Here is a 15,201-nt window from a genome sequence, read left to right as displayed (position 1 = left end):
CTCATTTAGCTTTAAAAGCGCCTCCGCATTGCAGCGATCATAACCCAGGCGCATACTTAGCAGGCTTATTACTTCAGGCCTATGGTGCTCTGCACCTCATTATGCGGATTGTTATGTCACCCTCAGATGCCCCCATAAACTGGAAGCGTAACCTCACGGTTGCGTGGCTTGGTTGTTTTCTCACCGGTGCGGCGTTTAGCCTGGTGATGCCCTTCCTGCCGCTTTACGTTGAACAACTTGGCGTCACCGGTCACAGTGCGCTCAATATGTGGTCTGGCCTGGTCTTCAGTATCACCTTTCTCTTTTCCGCGATTGCTTCGCCCTTCTGGGGTGGCCTTGCCGATCGCAAAGGACGAAAGATCATGCTGCTGCGTTCGGCACTGGGGATGGCCATCATCATGGCGCTGATGGGCCTTGCGCAGAACGTCTGGCAATTTCTGATTTTGCGCGCGTTACTGGGCCTGCTGGGGGGCTTTATTCCTAACGCAAATGCGCTCATCGCCACCCAAATTCCGCGACACAAAAGCGGCTGGGCGCTCGGCACGCTCTCCACCGGTGGCGTGAGCGGCGCATTGCTGGGACCGCTGGCAGGCGGGCTGCTGGCGGATAACTACGGCCTGCGTCCGGTCTTTTTCATTACTGCCAGCGTCCTTTTTCTCTGCTTTATCGTCACGCTGCTCTGTATCCGTGAACGTTTCACCCCAGTCCCCCGAAAAGAGATGCTCCACGCACGGGATGTGCTGACCTCGCTTAAAAATCCCAGGCTGGTGCTAAGCCTGTTCGTCACGACCCTGATTATTCAGGTAGCAACCGGGTCGATTGCCCCTATTCTGACGCTCTACGTTCGCGATCTGGCCGGTGACGTCAGTAATATTGCGTTTATCAGCGGGCTTATCGCGTCGGTGCCCGGCGTGGCAGCGCTGCTCAGCGCCCCGAGGCTGGGAAAACTGGGGGACCGCGTGGGCCCGGAAAAAATCCTGATATGCGCCCTGGTGATTTCCGTTCTGCTCCTCATTCCGATGTCGATGGTACAAGCGCCGTGGCAACTTGGCCTGCTGCGTTTCTTACTGGGAGCAGCAGACGGCGCGTTACTGCCTGCGGTTCAGACCCTGCTGGTGTACAACTCAACGAACCAGATAGCCGGCCGCATTTTTAGCTATAACCAGTCATTTCGCGATATCGGCAACGTCACCGGACCGCTTGTCGGAGCCGGGATTTCCGCCAGTTTTGGTTTCCGCGCCGTGTTTATCGTCACCGCGGGCGTGGTGTTGTTTAATGCGATTTATTCGTGGTTCAGTTTATCGAGGGCTTTACGACCAGTCGTTAATAAGACAAACGCGTGACAGCTTATTTTTGCATTCATACTTGCAGAACCCGATATTCAGCTATTCTTTCCCTGAAACCTTCAGGAAAACAGGGAGACACCAATGACCATGTACGCCACACTGGAAGAAGCTATTGATGCCGCTCGTGAAGAGTTCCTCGCCGATAATCCCGGCGTTGAGGAAGAAAATGCTGACGTGCAACAACTTAATATCCAGAAATACGTTCTGCAGGACGGGGATATTATGTGGCAGGCCGAATTCTTTGCTGATGATGGCGAGGAAGGAGAATGTTTGCCGGTCCTGAGCGGAGAAGGTGCGCAGGCCGTCTTTGATGGCGACTATGACGAAATCGAACTACGGCAGGAATGGCTTGAAGAAAACACCCTGCACGAGTGGGATGAGGGCGAATTTCAGCTCGAGCCACCGCTGGATACGGAAGAAGGACAGACCGCAGCCGATGAGTGGGATGAGCGTTAATTTCCCCTATTCATAAGGGCCGTGCTGAGCGTCGATCGGCAACAATAGCGTATCGAATACCAGTGAAAACGGTAAATCGAGCACGGTGAGATAGCGCCACGCTGAGTCACGTACATCCCATTTTACCCCGGGGTAGTACTGATTACCGTGGCCTTGCCCTGGAATGGTGCGGCTGATGATGCTGCCACAGCCGCTGAGTAAACACGCCATCATCACGGCGAGGATTATTTTCATCAATGACCTCTAAAAAAATACCGACTTTTCAGCCGGTATTTTTATTTGCCGGGTAGCGTAACGCTGCCGGGCACAGAAGGCTTACTTCGCCTTCAGCGCGAGTGGATTAATTTTAATCTCTTTATAGTGGCTGACCCACGAAGAGTATTTTTCCGGCGCAGACCACACACGGTAGTGAAGGCGTGCCATCGTAACCGGATCGCTCAACAGCACCAGACGACGGTCGCGGTTGAGTTTTTCCGGCGTATCGTTCAGCGCCTGCTCAACGTGACGATCGCGGGCAATCTCCAGTACCTGGCTTGCACGGTGACGCGCTGTCGCCATGGCCGTCGCCAGAGCGTTAAATGACGGGTTAAACACCGCGTGCATAAAACCATCTTCCAGCGAACGTTTGCGGTTCTGCTCCAGATACGTGTCGGTATCCACCAGCACCTGTGGCGGCGAATACTCTTCCGGGATCAGGAACAGTTTCCAGCGTTTGGTACGCAGCCCCACCGTTGAACGGCTCGAAATCACTGACACAAACGGTGACAGGATCAGCGAGAAGACAATCGGTGCCAGCCAGAACAGGAAGCGCAGATCCAGCCAGGCCATACCTGCCGCCCATACCAGACCCAGCAGCAGCTGCGAGCCATGACGCATGAAGGCTTCCCCCCACGGCGTGGAGTCATCATCACGCTGCGGTGAATTCCAGACCACTTCCCAGCCGAGGAACGCGCTGACCACAAACACGGTATGGAACAGCATACGCACCGGCGCCAGCAGCACCGAGAACAGCACTTCCAGCAGAAGCGAGAGCGTCACGCGGCAGAAACCACCGTACTCTTTCGAGCCTTTGCACCAGATCAGAATGATACTGAGCAGCTTAGGCAGGAACAGCAGCACCATGGTGGAGGCAAACAGCGCAATCGCCAGCTCCGGACGCCACTGCGGCCACACCGGGAACAGCTGGCGCGGTTGCAGGAAGTATTGCGGTTCCGTCAGAGCATGCACCACCTGTAGCGCAGTAGAGAGCGCAAGGAACATAAACCACAGCGGTGCGGAGAGATAAGACATTACGCCAGTCAGGAACACAGCACGGTGAACCGGGTGCATCCCTTTTACGAGGAACAGGCGGAAGTTCATCAGGTTACCGTGACACCAGCGGCGGTCACGCTTGAGCTCATCCAACAGGTTCGGCGGCAGCTCTTCGTAAGATCCCGGCAGGTCGTAGGCGATCCAGACGCCCCAGCCAGCACGACGCATCAACGCAGCTTCCACGAAGTCGTGCGACAGAATAGACCCCGCAAACGAACCTTCACCCGGCAGCGGAGCCAGCGCACAGTGCTCAATGAACGGCTTCACGCGGATAATGGCGTTGTGACCCCAGTAGTGAGACTCACCCAGTTGCCAGAAGTGCAGACCAGCGGTAAAGAGCGGCCCGTAGACGCGGGTTGCAAATTGCTGGCAGCGCGCATAAAGCGTGTCCATACCGGACGCTTTTGGCGAAGACTGGATGATCCCCGCGTTCGGGTTGGCTTCCATCAGACGCACCAGACCGCTCAGGCAGTCGCCGCTCATTACGGAGTCAGCATCGAGCACCACCATGTAGCTGTACTGATTCCCCCAGCGACGGCAGAAGTCATCGATGTTTCCGCTTTTACGCTTCACGCGACGACGACGACGGCGGTAGAAGATCTGGCCTTCACCCTGCACTTCCGCGATCAGTTCCATCCAGGCTTTTTGCTCGGCAACGCAGATGTCCGGGTTGTAGCTGTCACTCAGGATATAGACGTCAAAATGCGCCGCGTTACCGGTTGCCTTTACGGACTCCCAGGTCGCACGCAGACCCGCAAATACGCGGTCAACGTCTTCGTTACAGATAGGCATGATCAGCGCCGTACGGTGCTCAGGATTAAGGGGTTCATCCCCGACCGTTGAGGCTGAAATGCTGTATTTGTCCCGCCCCATCAGCAGCTGCAGGAAGCCCATCAGCGCGGTCCAGAAACCGGCTGACACCCAGCAGAAGAGAACGGCAAACAGCAGAAGAATGCCGCTCTGCAGGATATACGGCAGCAGCTGCATGAAGGAGACCCAGATATCCTGGCCCATCATGTCTACAGGGTTGATAAGCGCCCAGCCCTGGTAAGGCAGAATGGTTTTCATGTACCAGGTAGCGACCACGGTCTGCGCCAGCGTCAGTAACAGCAGAATGTAGCGACGAATGGTCCCCACGGTACGCCATTTCTGTTCGGAGGCCTGCTCTTCTTTCGTCAGGCGCGACAGATAGCGCGGCGTAACATCACGCCCACGCAGGCGATCCCAGAAGCGGCCAACCGGGTTGGTGCGCCACGGGTCAGGGAACATTGAGGAACGCGTGGCTTTCGGCATTGCCTGAAGCTGATCGCGTCCTTCATCGTCTTTAATCAACTGCCCTTCTGCCAGCGAGTCTGGCCATGCCTGCTCCAGACGCGCCTTTACTGACCCCAGCGGCGTATCATCGTCACGGGAAAACGGACGATGTTCGCCATCCAGCGCGGTATGCACCGCGCGGATGTCGCTTTTAGGCAGCGCCGCTTTTTCAATGTCCGTCAGCGGCATGGCATCAATATATTCAGATGTATTATTCATTGGCAGGTAGCTGATAGCTCCAGGTTTCACTCAGCGGCTGATCGTTACTGACCAGCGCAGCACGCATTTCAGTGGTCTGTTTCGGATCTTTCACTTTCACGCGCAGCGTCAGACGCCAGCCTTTCGTTACCGGGTTATAGCGTACGGTGTTCTCAACGATTTCACCGTTATCACCGATGCTCGCCTGAGCGGCAACGGCGGTATCCGGGGACAGTTTTTTCATATCCTGGCCCGCGAAGTCCACAACAAAGGCCACGGTGCCATCAGGCTGACGGATCAGGTTAGACTGCTTCACATCACCCGTAGAACGGCGAGTCTGCATGACGTACGCGTTATCCGGCGCATGCAGTTTGTCTTCGTCGCGGCTAAAGGTAATGGTGTATTTGAAGTTCATCTCTTTACCGGCTTCCGGCAGCTGATCCGGCGTCCAGTAAGCAACGATGTTATCGTTGGTTTCGTCATTGGTTGGAATTTCAACCAGCTCAACCTTACCTTTACCCCAGTCACCTTTCGGCGTGACCCAGGCGCTTGGGCGCAGGTCATAGCGGTCATCCAGATCTTCAAATCGGGAGAACTGACGGCCACGCTGCAGGAGGCCGAAACCTTGCGGGTTTTCCATCGCAAAACTGCTAACAGCCAGATGTTTCGGGTTATTCAGCGGACGCCAGATCCACTCACCATTACCTGCATGAATAGAAAGACCGTTGGAATCGTGCAGTTCCGGGCGGAAGTTCGTCGCCGGTGACGGCTGATTCGGCCCAAACAGGAACATACTGGTCAGCGGTGCAACGCCCAGTTTGCCGACTTTATCGCGCAGGTAAACTTTGGACTGCACGTCAACGACCGTGTCACGGCCAGGCATAATCACAAAGCGATAAGCACCGGTCGCACGCGGGGAATCCAGCAGTGCATAAATAGTCAGGCGTTTGTCGGTTGGTTTTGGACGTTCAATCCAGAACTCGCGGAAACGTGGGAACTCTTCACCTGATGGCAGCGCGGTATCAATGGCGAGGCCACGCGCAGAAAGCCCGTACACCTGCCCTGCCCCGATCACGCGGAAGTAGCTGGCACCGAGCATGCTGACGATTTCGTCGTTTTTATCTTTGCTGTTGATCGGGTAAAGCACCTTGAAGCCAGCGAAGCCCAGGTCTTTAACCGTATCTTTATCGTGCTGAACATTGCCAAAATTGAAGTAATCCGGGCTGTACTTGATTTTACGTACCGCGGTCGCCGTCACTTCATTAATGGCAACAGGCGTGTCGAAGTACATTCCCTGATGATAGAACTCAAGCTTGAACGGGGTTTTAATGTTGTTCCAGTACGCTTTGTCATGGTTGAACTGGATCTGCTGATAGTCCGCATACTTCATGTCGCGGAAAACGGAGGGCAAGTTACTTTTTGGCGCTTCGTAGCTCTTGCCTGCCATCGATTTTGCCTGTTTTGCGACATCGTCGATGTTAAAGGCCAGTGCCGATGAGGTATACAGAGATAACACCACTGCAGCACCCAACCAACGCATTTTCATCATCTGTGGTTTATGTTTCATAATAAGTAAGCACTTCCCCCTTTGTGTGCTTATATCGATCCGATCCATTTTAATGGAAACTCAGGCAATCCGACAACATTATCACTGCTTTGTTCAGCTCGCTGGCTCATGGATTAAGCAAATGAAAGAACCCGCTTTTCACTTTGCGTGCTTATCCTGGAGACAGGGTGTCGGTCTTGGTGTAGGGTTGGCTTCGAATGTAACCATTATGAGTCTTAGGGATAAGGCGAAAAGTCTGAGAATGCACAAAGTTATATGAGCTCAACACCTGTAGAACGTGAATATTTCCTCGACTCGATCCGGGCATGGCTGATGCTGTTGGGGATCCCCTTTCACATTTCACTGATTTACTCCAGCCACACCTGGCATGTGAATAGCCAGATGCCTTCCTGGTGGCTCACGCTGTTTAATGACTTTATCCATGCCTTTCGTATGCAGGTGTTTTTTGTCATATCCGGCTATTTCTCCTACATGCTGTTCTTACGCTACCCGGTAAAACGCTGGTGGAAAGTGCGCGTGGAGCGTGTGGGCATTCCGATGTTGACCGCCATTCCCCTGCTGACGTTGCCGCAGTTTATTATGTTGCAGTACGTCAAAGGCAAAGCGGAGAACTGGCCAAATCTGACGCTGTATGAAAAGTACAATACCCTGGTCTGGGAACTGGTGTCTCACCTGTGGTTCCTGCTGGTCCTGGTGGTGCTCACCACGGTCAGCCTGGTCATTTTCAGCCGCCTGCGCCATCGCCTGAGTACCCAGGCCGATACCTTCTTCGCCAATATTACGCTGGGTAAACTGTCTCTGCTCTTTTTGCTGCTGGGTATCGCCTATGCGGCCGTGAGACGCACGCTATTTATCGTGTATCCGCCGATACTGAGTGACGGGCTGTTCAATTTCGTCGTGATGCAGTCGCTGTTTTACATCCCCTTCTTTTTAGCCGGTGCGCTGGCATTTATTCATCCCAAACTTAAATCGCTGTTTACCACCCCGTCGCCATGGTGCGCCCTGGGTGCCGCTATCGCGTTTGCGGCCTATCTGTTAAATCAGCGCTATGGCAGCGGCGATGGCTGGATGTATGAAACAGAAAGCGTGATCACCATGCTGCTGGGTCTGTGGATGGTGAATGTGGTCTTCGCGCTGGGACACCGCTTGCTGAACTTTAAGTCCAGCCGCGTGACCTACTTCGTCAATGCTTCACTGTTTATTTACCTGGTGCACCACCCGCTGACGCTGTTCTTCGGCGCTTATATCACGCCACATATTGCGTCCAACACGCTGGGTTTCTTTACCGGACTGGTCTTTGTGATTGGGATTGCCATCGTGCTTTATGAAATCCATCTGCGGATCCCGCTCCTGCGTTTCCTCTTTTCAGGAAAACCACAGGCTAAAGCCTCATAAACAAACGCGGCGCACTCAGTGCGCCGCGTTTGTTTTAGCTCTCTACGTCCTGTCCACGCTGCGTGAGAAGCCGCTGATAAAGGTGCGTGGTTTCGTCGTCGAAACAGACAAAAATCACCTTCTCAGGCATCGGCTTGAGGGAGAGGTATCGGTAAACGGTCTCTACCGCGATCGTGGCAGCGGCAGGTTTTGGATATCCATATACCCCAGTGCTGATAGCCGGAAAAGCCATCGTCTTATAGCCGTTATCCGCTGCCAGGCGCAGGCAGTTGCGGTACGCCTCCTCCAGAATACTCGCCTCATGCCGATCGCCGCCATGCCATACAGGCCCCACAGCGTGAATCACCGCTTTGGCAGGAAGATCTCCCGCGAGGGTAATCACCGCATGACCCGGAGGACATTCACCCTGCTGCTGACGCACAGCTTTACAGGCCTCAAGGAGCTGCGGTCCTGCAGCCCGGTGGATTGCGCCGTCAACACCGCCCCCGCCCATCAGTGATGGATTGGCCGCATTAACGATCACGTCGACGTGCATCGTCGTAATATCGCCATGAATGACTTCAATTTGCGGTTTCATACGTACCCTCTGCTACCCGCCTTTTTCTTAAGTGTATCGCAGAGGAGGTATGGATAAAAAACTATCGGGGAAAAACCTCTTCCGCCGGGGAGCGGAAGAGCGAGAATTAACGATACTGAATTTGAACAACCGCGAGCGTTTTTTCGGGATTAAGGTACTTCATGCTGAGAGTTGCGAGGCTGGAATCGTTGACCTGACCGTTAAGTACATCTTCATAGCTGACTCTGCGCGTTTGCATCCGATTATTATCCGGGCATGTCATTGCAAACGCGTCATGATGCGGTGTGACCACGCAGGGGTCTGCGACAATAGCGCCGCGAAAATGAATCACACCACCGTCGACAATCGTGGCTGAAAAAGCGGGAGTAATAAATGCAGAGAGGATCAAACCTAAACCATAAACCCGTCGGGCTAAATATTTGGTCACTATATGTACTCCTCAATGAAAGTCGTCCTTGAGGGGTAAACGCGCTCCGTTAGGGCAAACAAAGCATCACGTTATGGAACAGCACTGCACAGCTCCTGATAACAGCATAGCTCAACCGCGCACGCCCGCCATATCCACAACGTCTTGATTTCATAATCATTAGAGCGCACTTCCCGCCGGGGACCATTGCTGTGATAAATGAAGCGATTTCCCGTCAGAGACGGTGACAGTAATGTTCACCTTGTCTCCAGAATCTATATTTAAACTCAGCCGCATTAAATCAGTCGTCTGATTAGCGGGAATAAAAAGTGTGTTTTGTTGCCGTGAAGAACTTTGCCCCCCCTGCCCCTGTCGCAAAGAGACAATCTGCACCTGACATTCACACGGTTCCGTCAGAATAACCTGCGGAATAATGGTGGTCATATTTCCCTGTTGCGATGTTTTAAACGTGATCTGACTGGAAAGCGCCGCGAGGAGAATTAAGGTATTCATGATGAACTCCCGAAAAAAAACAGGGCAAATGCCCTGTTTTTTGTAGCACAGACTGGAAATTAATACTGATGTGCAGTCGCGTGGTTGCCAAAACCAACCTGCTGAACAGTCACAGTGGATCCGGATGCGGTTTGATCAACAGCAGCACCGTTGCCACCACCGTACTGGCTAACGTTCATCACCGAGTGGTTACCATTCCACTGGTCAAGCGTTGCGCTGTTACCGAAACCATTCTGAGTCAGACTAATTGAGCTGTCATCAGAGCCCTGACCAACGTCAGCACCGTTACCGCCGCCACTCTGATTAATGGTCAGTGTGGAATTTCTCGCACTGGTTTGCAAAGCGAGAGCCGAGTTACCGCCACCGTACTGGTAAATGCTCAGCGTTGAATTTGGACCACTGTCATGACCACCGTGGCCATGCCCGTTACCCCAACCGCCTTGATTAATACTACCGGCCATAGCACTACCAGAAACTACGATTGCTGCAATTGCTGCCACTTTGATAAATTTCATGGTAAACCCCCATCGGATTGATTAAAGTCGCCGCTAAATAACTAACGCTGAATAACGCGAATCGCCATTTGCGACTGTCTCTGCACTACAACTGCGGTTTTCTGCGTACCGTACTGCGTAATATTTGCTCTATTACCCGACCCTTTTTGGATAATTTTCGCACTATTACCATATCCATCTTGCGTAATACCTGCATCATTCGCGCTACCGCTCTGATCGATCCAGGCAATATTATAAGTCCCTGATTGATCAACTCTCGCTCTGTTGCCTACTCCATCCTGAGAAACAATGGACAATAATTTTGACCCGTCCTGGCGAACCTGAGCATCATTTAACATGCCCTGCTGACCAATAATGGCTGCCTGATTTAATGATGAACGACTTAATTCATTAACCGTGAAGTTATATTCAGCGTTAGCCAAATCTGAATCAGCCGCGATTACAAATCCAGGCGCACCCAGTAATGTAAACATCATAAATAACGATGTATTTTTCATGTTGTCACCCTGGACCTGGCTATTTGATAACGCCATAACCTTGTTACTGTGACTTCGTGTTAGAACGACTCGTAATTTGTTAACGCGTCGTTACGGTGATGAGTATGTCTGCCGAAACATTTTAAATATCTCACCCGCGTGGCTTATTTTTATTTATCACGTCACCTCAAAGTAGTAATTCCATGCAAAAAAACGTTATAGACCGGGGTTCTTATTTTTCTATTAAGCTTTTCTTAATAATCGATTACGCAGCGGGACGAGAGGGGTAAAGCCCCCATGCAACGGACGCTAAACGAAACGCCAGGAGGACATTTTACACAACACGTGACACGAGACCTGTTTTCTTAAGACGCAGCACCGTTCATTACAGGACTTAGAAAATCTCTGTGACTCATACCTCTTTACAGGAAGAAATAAATAATTAATATTCATAAAAATCAAACAATTATAAATATTTGTATGATTTTTAAAATCTGTGCAGGGTTATTTACATGTACAACTTTCTTATCATTCCACAACATTTAAAAGAGTCCATTTTCACAAATTAATATTGATTTTTACATCCTGTTACACGTTTAACACTTGCTTTAAAGTTAGTAATAGCTAGATTGAAATCAGATGTACGAAATTTGTTTTATATTTACCTCCTGCTGGAGGTTATGGTTTTTTTCTTCACACAGCAGTGCAACATCTGTCAGTACTTCTGGGGTCCTCTTTTTTATCTGGAGGACCGCTGTCAGGTGTCATAAAAAAGTGGGGTTTCATCATGTATAATGAAGTCCAAAGTTTACATGGTCATACGTTACTGTTGATCACAAAACCTTCGTTGCAAGCGACCGCTTTATTACAACATTTAAAGCAATCGCTGTCTCTGCACGGGAAATTACATAATATTCAACGTTCTTTTGATGATATTGCACCTGGCAGTATCATTCTGATTGATATGATGGAAGCGGATAAAAAGCTTATCCATTACTGGCAAGATAATTTAAGCAGGAAAAACAATAATATCCGCGTGTTATTATTGAATACCCCTGATGAGTATCCCTTCAGAGATATTGAAAGCTGGCCGCATATCAATGGTGTGTTCTATATCACGGAAGAAGAAGATCGGCTGGTCGAAGGTCTGCAGGGTATATTGCGTGGCGAGTGTTATTTTTCGCAAAAACTTGCCAGCTACCTCATCACGCACTCCGGAAATTACCGCTATAACAGTTCAGAGTCAGCGCTGCTAACGCACCGTGAGAAAGAGATCCTGAACAAATTGCGCATTGGTGCTTCAAATATTGAAATCGCCCGTTCGTTATTTATCAGCGAAAATACGGTAAAGACGCACCTTTATAATCTTTTCAAGAAGATAGCTGTTAAGAACCGAACTCAGGCTGTTTCATGGGCAAACGATAACCTCAGGCGTTAATCAAATGAAACGTACGTTGAGTTGGATCGTCGCAGCGAGTTTTATGCTCGCTGCCGGGAACGTACGGGCCGTCGAGGTCGAAGTTCCCGGATTGTTAACAGACCACACTGTCTCCTCGGTCGGGCACAATTTTTATCGTGCATTCAGTGACAAATGGGACAGTACATTTACTGGAAATATAACAATCAACGAGCGACCCAGTGCACGATGGGGAAGTTGGATAACAATAACGGCTAATCAGGACGTTATTTATCAAACATTTTTATTCCCCACGAAAATAGACTTCGATAAAAACGTAGCCTTAGCACTGGCTCAATCAGAAGATGCTATTAATCGCCTGCAAATTGATAAAGCGCTATTAAGCACCAGCGATTTAGCAAAAGACGAATTCTAGCGAACCTATATCCGGAGGCTGTCATGCGTATTGCATATGCAGTTGTTTCGATAATGCTAATAACCCCTATAAGCTGGGCCGGAAATATGACGTTCCAGTTCCGTAACCCTAACTTTGGCGGTAATCCCAATAATGGGGCGTTTCTGTTGAACGAAGCCCAGGCGCAAAACTCCTATAAGGATCCCAGCTTTAAGGATTTTAGCGTCGATACCCCATCGGCACTGGACAACTTCACGCAGGCTATCCAGTCGCAGATTTTGGGAGGGTTGCTGACCAACATTAATACCGGCAAACCCGGCCGAATGGTGACCAACGACTTCATTGTCGACATCGCCAACAAGGACGGACAACTCCAGTTGAACGTTACCGATCGAAAAACCGGGAAAACCTCCACCATTCAGGTTTCCGGTCTACAAAGTGATTCAACGAACTTTTAAACAACAACGAAATAAGGACAACGATCATGCAGCGCTTCCTGATATTTGTTGCAGTGTGCTTATTGAGCGGTTGTTTAACTGCTCCACCTAAAGAAGCTGCAAAACCAACATTAATGCCTCGGGCTCAAAGCTATCGTGATTTAACACATTTACCTGCGCCGACCGGTAAAATATTTGTCTCGGTTTACAACATTCAGGATGAAACGGGACAATTTAAACCTTATCCGGCAAGTAACTTCTCTACGGCAGTGCCACAGAGCGCCACCGCCATGCTGGTGACCGCCCTGAAAGATTCGCACTGGTTTATTCCTCTGGAACGTCAGGGTCTGCAGAACCTGTTAAATGAACGGAAAATTATTCGCGCTGCGCAGGAAAATGGCACCGTCGCGAATAATAACCGCATGCCGCTGGAATCACTGGCCGCGGCGAACGTCATGATCGAGGGATCGATTATTGGTTATGAAAGCAACGTTAAATCGGGTGGTGTGGGCGCGCGTTACTTTGGTATCGGTGCTGATACGCAATATCAGCTCGACCAAATCGCCGTTAACCTGCGTGTCGTCAACGTCAGCACGGGCGAAGTGCTCTCTTCGGTAACGACCAGCAAAACCATTCTTTCTTATGAAGTGCAGGCCGGGGTTTTCCGCTTCATCGATTACCAGCGTTTGCTGGAGGGTGAAATCGGGTATACCTCTAACGAACCGGTCATGATGTGTCTGATGTCAGCCATAGAAACCGGGGTAATCTTCCTGATTAATGATGGTATCGATCGTGGATTGTGGGACCTGCAGAACAAAGCAGAGGCGCAAAACCCGATACTGGTTAAATACCGCGATATGTCAGTGCCTCCGGAATCCTGACAGGAAGCGCATAAAAAAGGCGAGATCATCATCTCGCCTTTTTTTATTCGCTTACCGCACTGATGTTTTGCGCTTTATCCCGTCTGGCGGCCAGCCAGAGGCCGCTGTTCTTCATAGCATAGCCAAACACCAACCCCAGCATTAGCGAGGGAAGCACCAGTGCCCAGTCCCCCTGCCCTGCAAACGTCGCGCATGCGCCCATAAAGGTACCGGGTACAAACGACAGCAGCATATGCTTTGCCTGGATACACATCAAAAACGCGACTACGCCGGTCATGATATAGCCCAGGATCTCCAGATGCGGGGCCAGCGCGCTGCCCTTCATAATCACGAGTGCCCAGATAACACCGCTCATCAGGGTACAGCCAGAGATAAAAAGCCCTTTTACGCCGCCCTGCGGGCAGGCAAAGTAAGCCGTACAGCCCAGAAACCCGGCCCAGCTGAGCAACCCGAGAGAGACCGCCACCCATCCCCATAGTCCGGAGAGAATGCCTGTCGTAAATGCGATACACAGTAATATGTTCATGGCGCGCATCTTAGCAGAAGCGCGCCATGAAAATGAGATCAGATGCACATTCCGTGCAAGATGAAATGTATGGTTGCAGAATTTATGTGACCTAAATCACTCTTTATCCTCTTCTTCCAGCTCATCCCACATTGCCGCAATGGCGTCGCGGGTCAGCGGAGCCAGCGTTCTCCAGAACGGCGAGGTCGCATGTGCTTCAACTTTGCCGAGGAAAGTACCGCACCACGGCAGCAGAAACTCTTCGAAGAGCGTTTCGATAGCCTTGTTCTCATCATCAGCGGCGTGATCTTCAATCCAGGACGCAGCCAGCAACAGCGTTCCGATATGGTCCGCAGGGGTATCCGTCAGCGGCATTCCGCGTTCAGAGAGAAACGCGCGCACTTCCGCTTCCGTCGCCCCTTCCTGCCAGGCTGAACGGTACGGCGAAACGCGGCATTCGTCGCCAATAAACAGTGCGTTGTAATCCGTTGAAATCTGCTGCATATCGCAACTTTTTTGCAGACGCTCCAGCAACTCATCCTGTTCCAGCGGCCAGTTTTGCGCCAGTTTCCCTTCACGAATCAGGGTAAAGAGTGGAACCAGCAGCGGGTCTTGCGGCTGACGATAGAACAGCGTACCCAGCACGCGGCAAAGGATGGAAAACTCATTCATTTTTTTATTCCATTACACAATTAAAGATCGGCAAATTCATCAATCGGATCCATTCCGCGTGACTCGAGGAAATCAAGCATGCGGCGTGGGGTAACGTTAAGGATCCTGTCTTCCGGGAAATCCACGTCATTCAGTATTTTCAGGCATTCACTAAAATCACCCAGCGTAAACGCGGTATGGGAATCGGAACCCAGCGCCACCATGCCACCGGCATCCCGCACTGCAGCTGCCACGGCGCGACAGTTTGCTTCACTGCCCTTACGCGAGTGAACAAAAGAAGAGTTATTGATCTCCAGCGCCACGTGGTGTTTCGCTGCCGCCTGGGCAACAGCCTCGATATCAATCGGGTATTTAGGATTACCCGGATGAGAAATAATGTGCACGTTGCCGCTGGCTATAGCAGCAATCATCGCTCGGGTGTTCGTCTCTTTATCCTGCGGCGCGAAAACCGGCTCGTGGAAACCGGCAAGGATCAGATCCAGAGAGGTCAGCATCGGTCCGGTGCAGTCGATTTCACCGTCTGTATTTTTAATGTTTGCCTCGATGCCGCGCAGTATCCCAATACCGTCCACCAGACGTGGCCAGATCCGCATATTCACAAAATGCCAGTAGTGCGGCGCATCTGCCATGTCCGGGCCGTGATCGGTAATCGCAAAAAGCGTAATGCCCTTGCGTTTCGCTTGCGCGATATAATCATGGAGGTTGCTATACGCGTGGGTACTGGCGACGGTGTGCATATGCAGGTCAACGGGATACATCTTTCTCTCCTCTGCGGTTTTTCCAAAGGATAGCAGTTATCTGCAGCGAATATTAGCAAAAAC

Annotated in this window: 18 protein-coding genes; 7 read left to right on the top strand and 11 right to left on the bottom strand. The window is 51.2% G+C overall.

Annotation, left to right across the window (positions count from 1 at the left end):
- Window positions 1–113: 113 nt before the first annotated feature.
- Together mdtG and AM379_RS16620 are read left to right on the top strand one after the other, a co-directional pair.
- On the top strand, window positions 114–1,343 hold the full coding sequence (gene mdtG, locus AM379_RS16625; protein ID WP_032681267.1) for a multidrug efflux MFS transporter MdtG: 1,230 nt from the start codon (window positions 114–116) through the stop codon (window positions 1,341–1,343).
- A gap of 84 nt (window positions 1,344–1,427) precedes the next feature.
- Window positions 1,428–1,802 carry a MysB family protein gene (locus AM379_RS16620; RefSeq protein WP_020884694.1) on the top strand — a complete coding sequence of 125 codons (375 nt, stop codon included), beginning with the start codon at window positions 1,428–1,430 and terminating at the stop codon, window positions 1,800–1,802.
- A gap of 6 nt (window positions 1,803–1,808) precedes the next feature.
- On the opposite strand, the gene AM379_RS16615 is transcribed toward AM379_RS16620, so the two are convergent.
- The 3 genes from AM379_RS16615 to mdoG all read right to left on the bottom strand — a co-directional run bounded on the left by AM379_RS16615 (window position 1,809) and on the right by mdoG (window position 6,192).
- Window positions 1,809–2,036: a YceK/YidQ family lipoprotein gene (locus AM379_RS16615; RefSeq protein WP_020884695.1), complete on the bottom strand. Its 228-nt coding sequence runs from the start codon at window positions 2,034–2,036 to the stop codon at window positions 1,809–1,811.
- A gap of 81 nt (window positions 2,037–2,117) precedes the next feature.
- Entirely contained in the window at window positions 2,118–4,646 is a 2,529-nt protein-coding gene (gene mdoH, locus AM379_RS16610) for a glucans biosynthesis glucosyltransferase MdoH (protein WP_106503929.1), read from the bottom strand.
- Window positions 4,639–6,192, bottom strand: coding sequence for a glucans biosynthesis protein MdoG (gene mdoG / locus AM379_RS16605; RefSeq protein ID WP_025204472.1), 1,554 nt, complete (start codon window positions 6,190–6,192; stop codon window positions 4,639–4,641). Before mdoG ends, mdoH begins: the two co-directional genes overlap by 8 nt.
- A gap of 255 nt (window positions 6,193–6,447) precedes the next feature.
- Between mdoG and mdoC the strand changes: the two genes are divergently transcribed.
- Window positions 6,448–7,587 carry a glucans biosynthesis protein MdoC gene (gene mdoC / locus AM379_RS16595; RefSeq protein ID WP_014169528.1) on the top strand — a complete coding sequence of 380 codons (1,140 nt, stop codon included), beginning with the start codon at window positions 6,448–6,450 and terminating at the stop codon, window positions 7,585–7,587.
- A gap of 34 nt (window positions 7,588–7,621) precedes the next feature.
- On the opposite strand, the gene ymdB is transcribed toward mdoC, so the two are convergent.
- The 5 genes from ymdB to csgB all read right to left on the bottom strand — a co-directional run bounded on the left by ymdB (window position 7,622) and on the right by csgB (window position 10,095).
- Window positions 7,622–8,164: an O-acetyl-ADP-ribose deacetylase gene (gene ymdB / locus AM379_RS16590; RefSeq protein ID WP_106503928.1), complete on the bottom strand. Its 543-nt coding sequence runs from the start codon at window positions 8,162–8,164 to the stop codon at window positions 7,622–7,624.
- A 106-nt stretch (window positions 8,165–8,270) separates the two neighbouring features.
- Window positions 8,271–8,591, bottom strand: coding sequence for a hypothetical protein (locus AM379_RS16585; RefSeq protein WP_014169526.1), 321 nt, complete (start codon window positions 8,589–8,591; stop codon window positions 8,271–8,273).
- Between the two features lie 159 nt (window positions 8,592–8,750).
- Window positions 8,751–9,083 (bottom strand): curli assembly chaperone CsgC, encoded by a 333-nt coding sequence (csgC, locus tag AM379_RS16580; RefSeq protein WP_106503927.1) that lies wholly within the window; start codon window positions 9,081–9,083, stop codon window positions 8,751–8,753.
- A gap of 59 nt (window positions 9,084–9,142) precedes the next feature.
- Window positions 9,143–9,598: a curli major subunit CsgA gene (gene csgA / locus AM379_RS16575; RefSeq protein ID WP_014169524.1), complete on the bottom strand. Its 456-nt coding sequence runs from the start codon at window positions 9,596–9,598 to the stop codon at window positions 9,143–9,145.
- A 41-nt stretch (window positions 9,599–9,639) separates the two neighbouring features.
- On the bottom strand, window positions 9,640–10,095 hold the full coding sequence (gene csgB, locus AM379_RS16570; RefSeq protein WP_044857904.1) for a curli minor subunit CsgB: 456 nt from the start codon (window positions 10,093–10,095) through the stop codon (window positions 9,640–9,642).
- Window positions 10,096–10,861: 766 nt separating this feature from the next.
- On the opposite strand from csgB, the gene csgD reads away from it, so the two are divergent.
- Genes csgD through csgG form a run of 4 tightly spaced genes read left to right on the top strand, consistent with a single transcriptional unit; the run spans window position 10,862 to window position 13,203 of the window.
- Window positions 10,862–11,512 carry a biofilm master transcriptional regulator CsgD gene (csgD, locus tag AM379_RS16565; protein ID WP_020884699.1) on the top strand — a complete coding sequence of 217 codons (651 nt, stop codon included), beginning with the start codon at window positions 10,862–10,864 and terminating at the stop codon, window positions 11,510–11,512.
- A gap of 4 nt (window positions 11,513–11,516) precedes the next feature.
- Complete coding sequence (gene csgE / locus AM379_RS16560; protein WP_106503926.1) at window positions 11,517–11,906, top strand: curli production assembly/transport protein CsgE; 390 nt, start codon at window positions 11,517–11,519, stop codon at window positions 11,904–11,906.
- Window positions 11,907–11,929: 23 nt separating this feature from the next.
- On the top strand, window positions 11,930–12,343 hold the full coding sequence (gene csgF, locus AM379_RS16555) for a curli production assembly/transport protein CsgF (RefSeq protein ID WP_020884701.1): 414 nt from the start codon (window positions 11,930–11,932) through the stop codon (window positions 12,341–12,343).
- 26 nt (window positions 12,344–12,369) lie between these two features.
- Complete coding sequence (csgG, locus tag AM379_RS16550) at window positions 12,370–13,203, top strand: curli production assembly/transport protein CsgG (RefSeq protein WP_014169519.1); 834 nt, start codon at window positions 12,370–12,372, stop codon at window positions 13,201–13,203.
- A 43-nt stretch (window positions 13,204–13,246) separates the two neighbouring features.
- On the opposite strand, the gene AM379_RS16545 is transcribed toward csgG, so the two are convergent.
- From AM379_RS16545 to AM379_RS16535, 3 genes are all read right to left on the bottom strand, one after another.
- Window positions 13,247–13,729: a DUF1097 domain-containing protein gene (locus AM379_RS16545; RefSeq protein ID WP_074147008.1), complete on the bottom strand. Its 483-nt coding sequence runs from the start codon at window positions 13,727–13,729 to the stop codon at window positions 13,247–13,249.
- 96 nt (window positions 13,730–13,825) lie between these two features.
- Complete coding sequence (locus AM379_RS16540) at window positions 13,826–14,380, bottom strand: TorD/DmsD family molecular chaperone (protein WP_106503925.1); 555 nt, start codon at window positions 14,378–14,380, stop codon at window positions 13,826–13,828.
- 20 nt (window positions 14,381–14,400) lie between these two features.
- Window positions 14,401–15,138: a phosphatase gene (locus AM379_RS16535; protein ID WP_063925095.1), complete on the bottom strand. Its 738-nt coding sequence runs from the start codon at window positions 15,136–15,138 to the stop codon at window positions 14,401–14,403.
- Between the last annotated feature and the right edge of the window lie 63 nt (window positions 15,139–15,201).

It is taken from the genome of Enterobacter cloacae complex sp. FDA-CDC-AR_0132 (assembly GCF_003010695.1).
Lineage (GTDB): Bacteria > Pseudomonadota > Gammaproteobacteria > Enterobacterales > Enterobacteriaceae > Enterobacter > Enterobacter ludwigii.
This window is presented reverse-complemented; position numbering and strand designations above follow the sequence as displayed.

What these genes read in the sequence shown, in the direction of transcription:
- mdtG (WP_032681267.1), top strand. Translation starts at nt 114, where the DNA reads ATGTCACCCTCAGATGCCCCCATAAACTGGAAGCGTAACCTCACGGTT.
- AM379_RS16620 (WP_020884694.1), top strand. Translation starts at nt 1,428, where the DNA reads ATGACCATGTACGCCACACTGGAAGAAGCTATTGATGCCGCTCGTGAA.
- AM379_RS16615 (WP_020884695.1), bottom strand. Translation starts at nt 2,036, where the DNA reads ATGAAAATAATCCTCGCCGTGATGATGGCGTGTTTACTCAGCGGCTGT.
- mdoH (WP_106503929.1), bottom strand. Translation starts at nt 4,646, where the DNA reads ATGAATAATACATCTGAATATATTGATGCCATGCCGCTGACGGACATT.
- mdoG (WP_025204472.1), bottom strand. Translation starts at nt 6,192, where the DNA reads ATGAAACATAAACCACAGATGATGAAAATGCGTTGGTTGGGTGCTGCA.
- mdoC (WP_014169528.1), top strand. Translation starts at nt 6,448, where the DNA reads ATGAGCTCAACACCTGTAGAACGTGAATATTTCCTCGACTCGATCCGG.
- ymdB (WP_106503928.1), bottom strand. Translation starts at nt 8,164, where the DNA reads ATGAAACCGCAAATTGAAGTCATTCATGGCGATATTACGACGATGCAC.
- csgC (WP_106503927.1), bottom strand. Translation starts at nt 9,083, where the DNA reads ATGAATACCTTAATTCTCCTCGCGGCGCTTTCCAGTCAGATCACGTTT.
- csgA (WP_014169524.1), bottom strand. Translation starts at nt 9,598, where the DNA reads ATGAAATTTATCAAAGTGGCAGCAATTGCAGCAATCGTAGTTTCTGGT.
- csgB (WP_044857904.1), bottom strand. Translation starts at nt 10,095, where the DNA reads ATGAAAAATACATCGTTATTTATGATGTTTACATTACTGGGTGCGCCT.
- csgD (WP_020884699.1), top strand. Translation starts at nt 10,862, where the DNA reads ATGTATAATGAAGTCCAAAGTTTACATGGTCATACGTTACTGTTGATC.
- csgE (WP_106503926.1), top strand. Translation starts at nt 11,517, where the DNA reads ATGAAACGTACGTTGAGTTGGATCGTCGCAGCGAGTTTTATGCTCGCT.
- csgF (WP_020884701.1), top strand. Translation starts at nt 11,930, where the DNA reads ATGCGTATTGCATATGCAGTTGTTTCGATAATGCTAATAACCCCTATA.
- csgG (WP_014169519.1), top strand. Translation starts at nt 12,370, where the DNA reads ATGCAGCGCTTCCTGATATTTGTTGCAGTGTGCTTATTGAGCGGTTGT.
- AM379_RS16545 (WP_074147008.1), bottom strand. Translation starts at nt 13,729, where the DNA reads ATGAACATATTACTGTGTATCGCATTTACGACAGGCATTCTCTCCGGA.
- AM379_RS16540 (WP_106503925.1), bottom strand. Translation starts at nt 14,380, where the DNA reads ATGAATGAGTTTTCCATCCTTTGCCGCGTGCTGGGTACGCTGTTCTAT.
- AM379_RS16535 (WP_063925095.1), bottom strand. Translation starts at nt 15,138, where the DNA reads ATGTATCCCGTTGACCTGCATATGCACACCGTCGCCAGTACCCACGCG.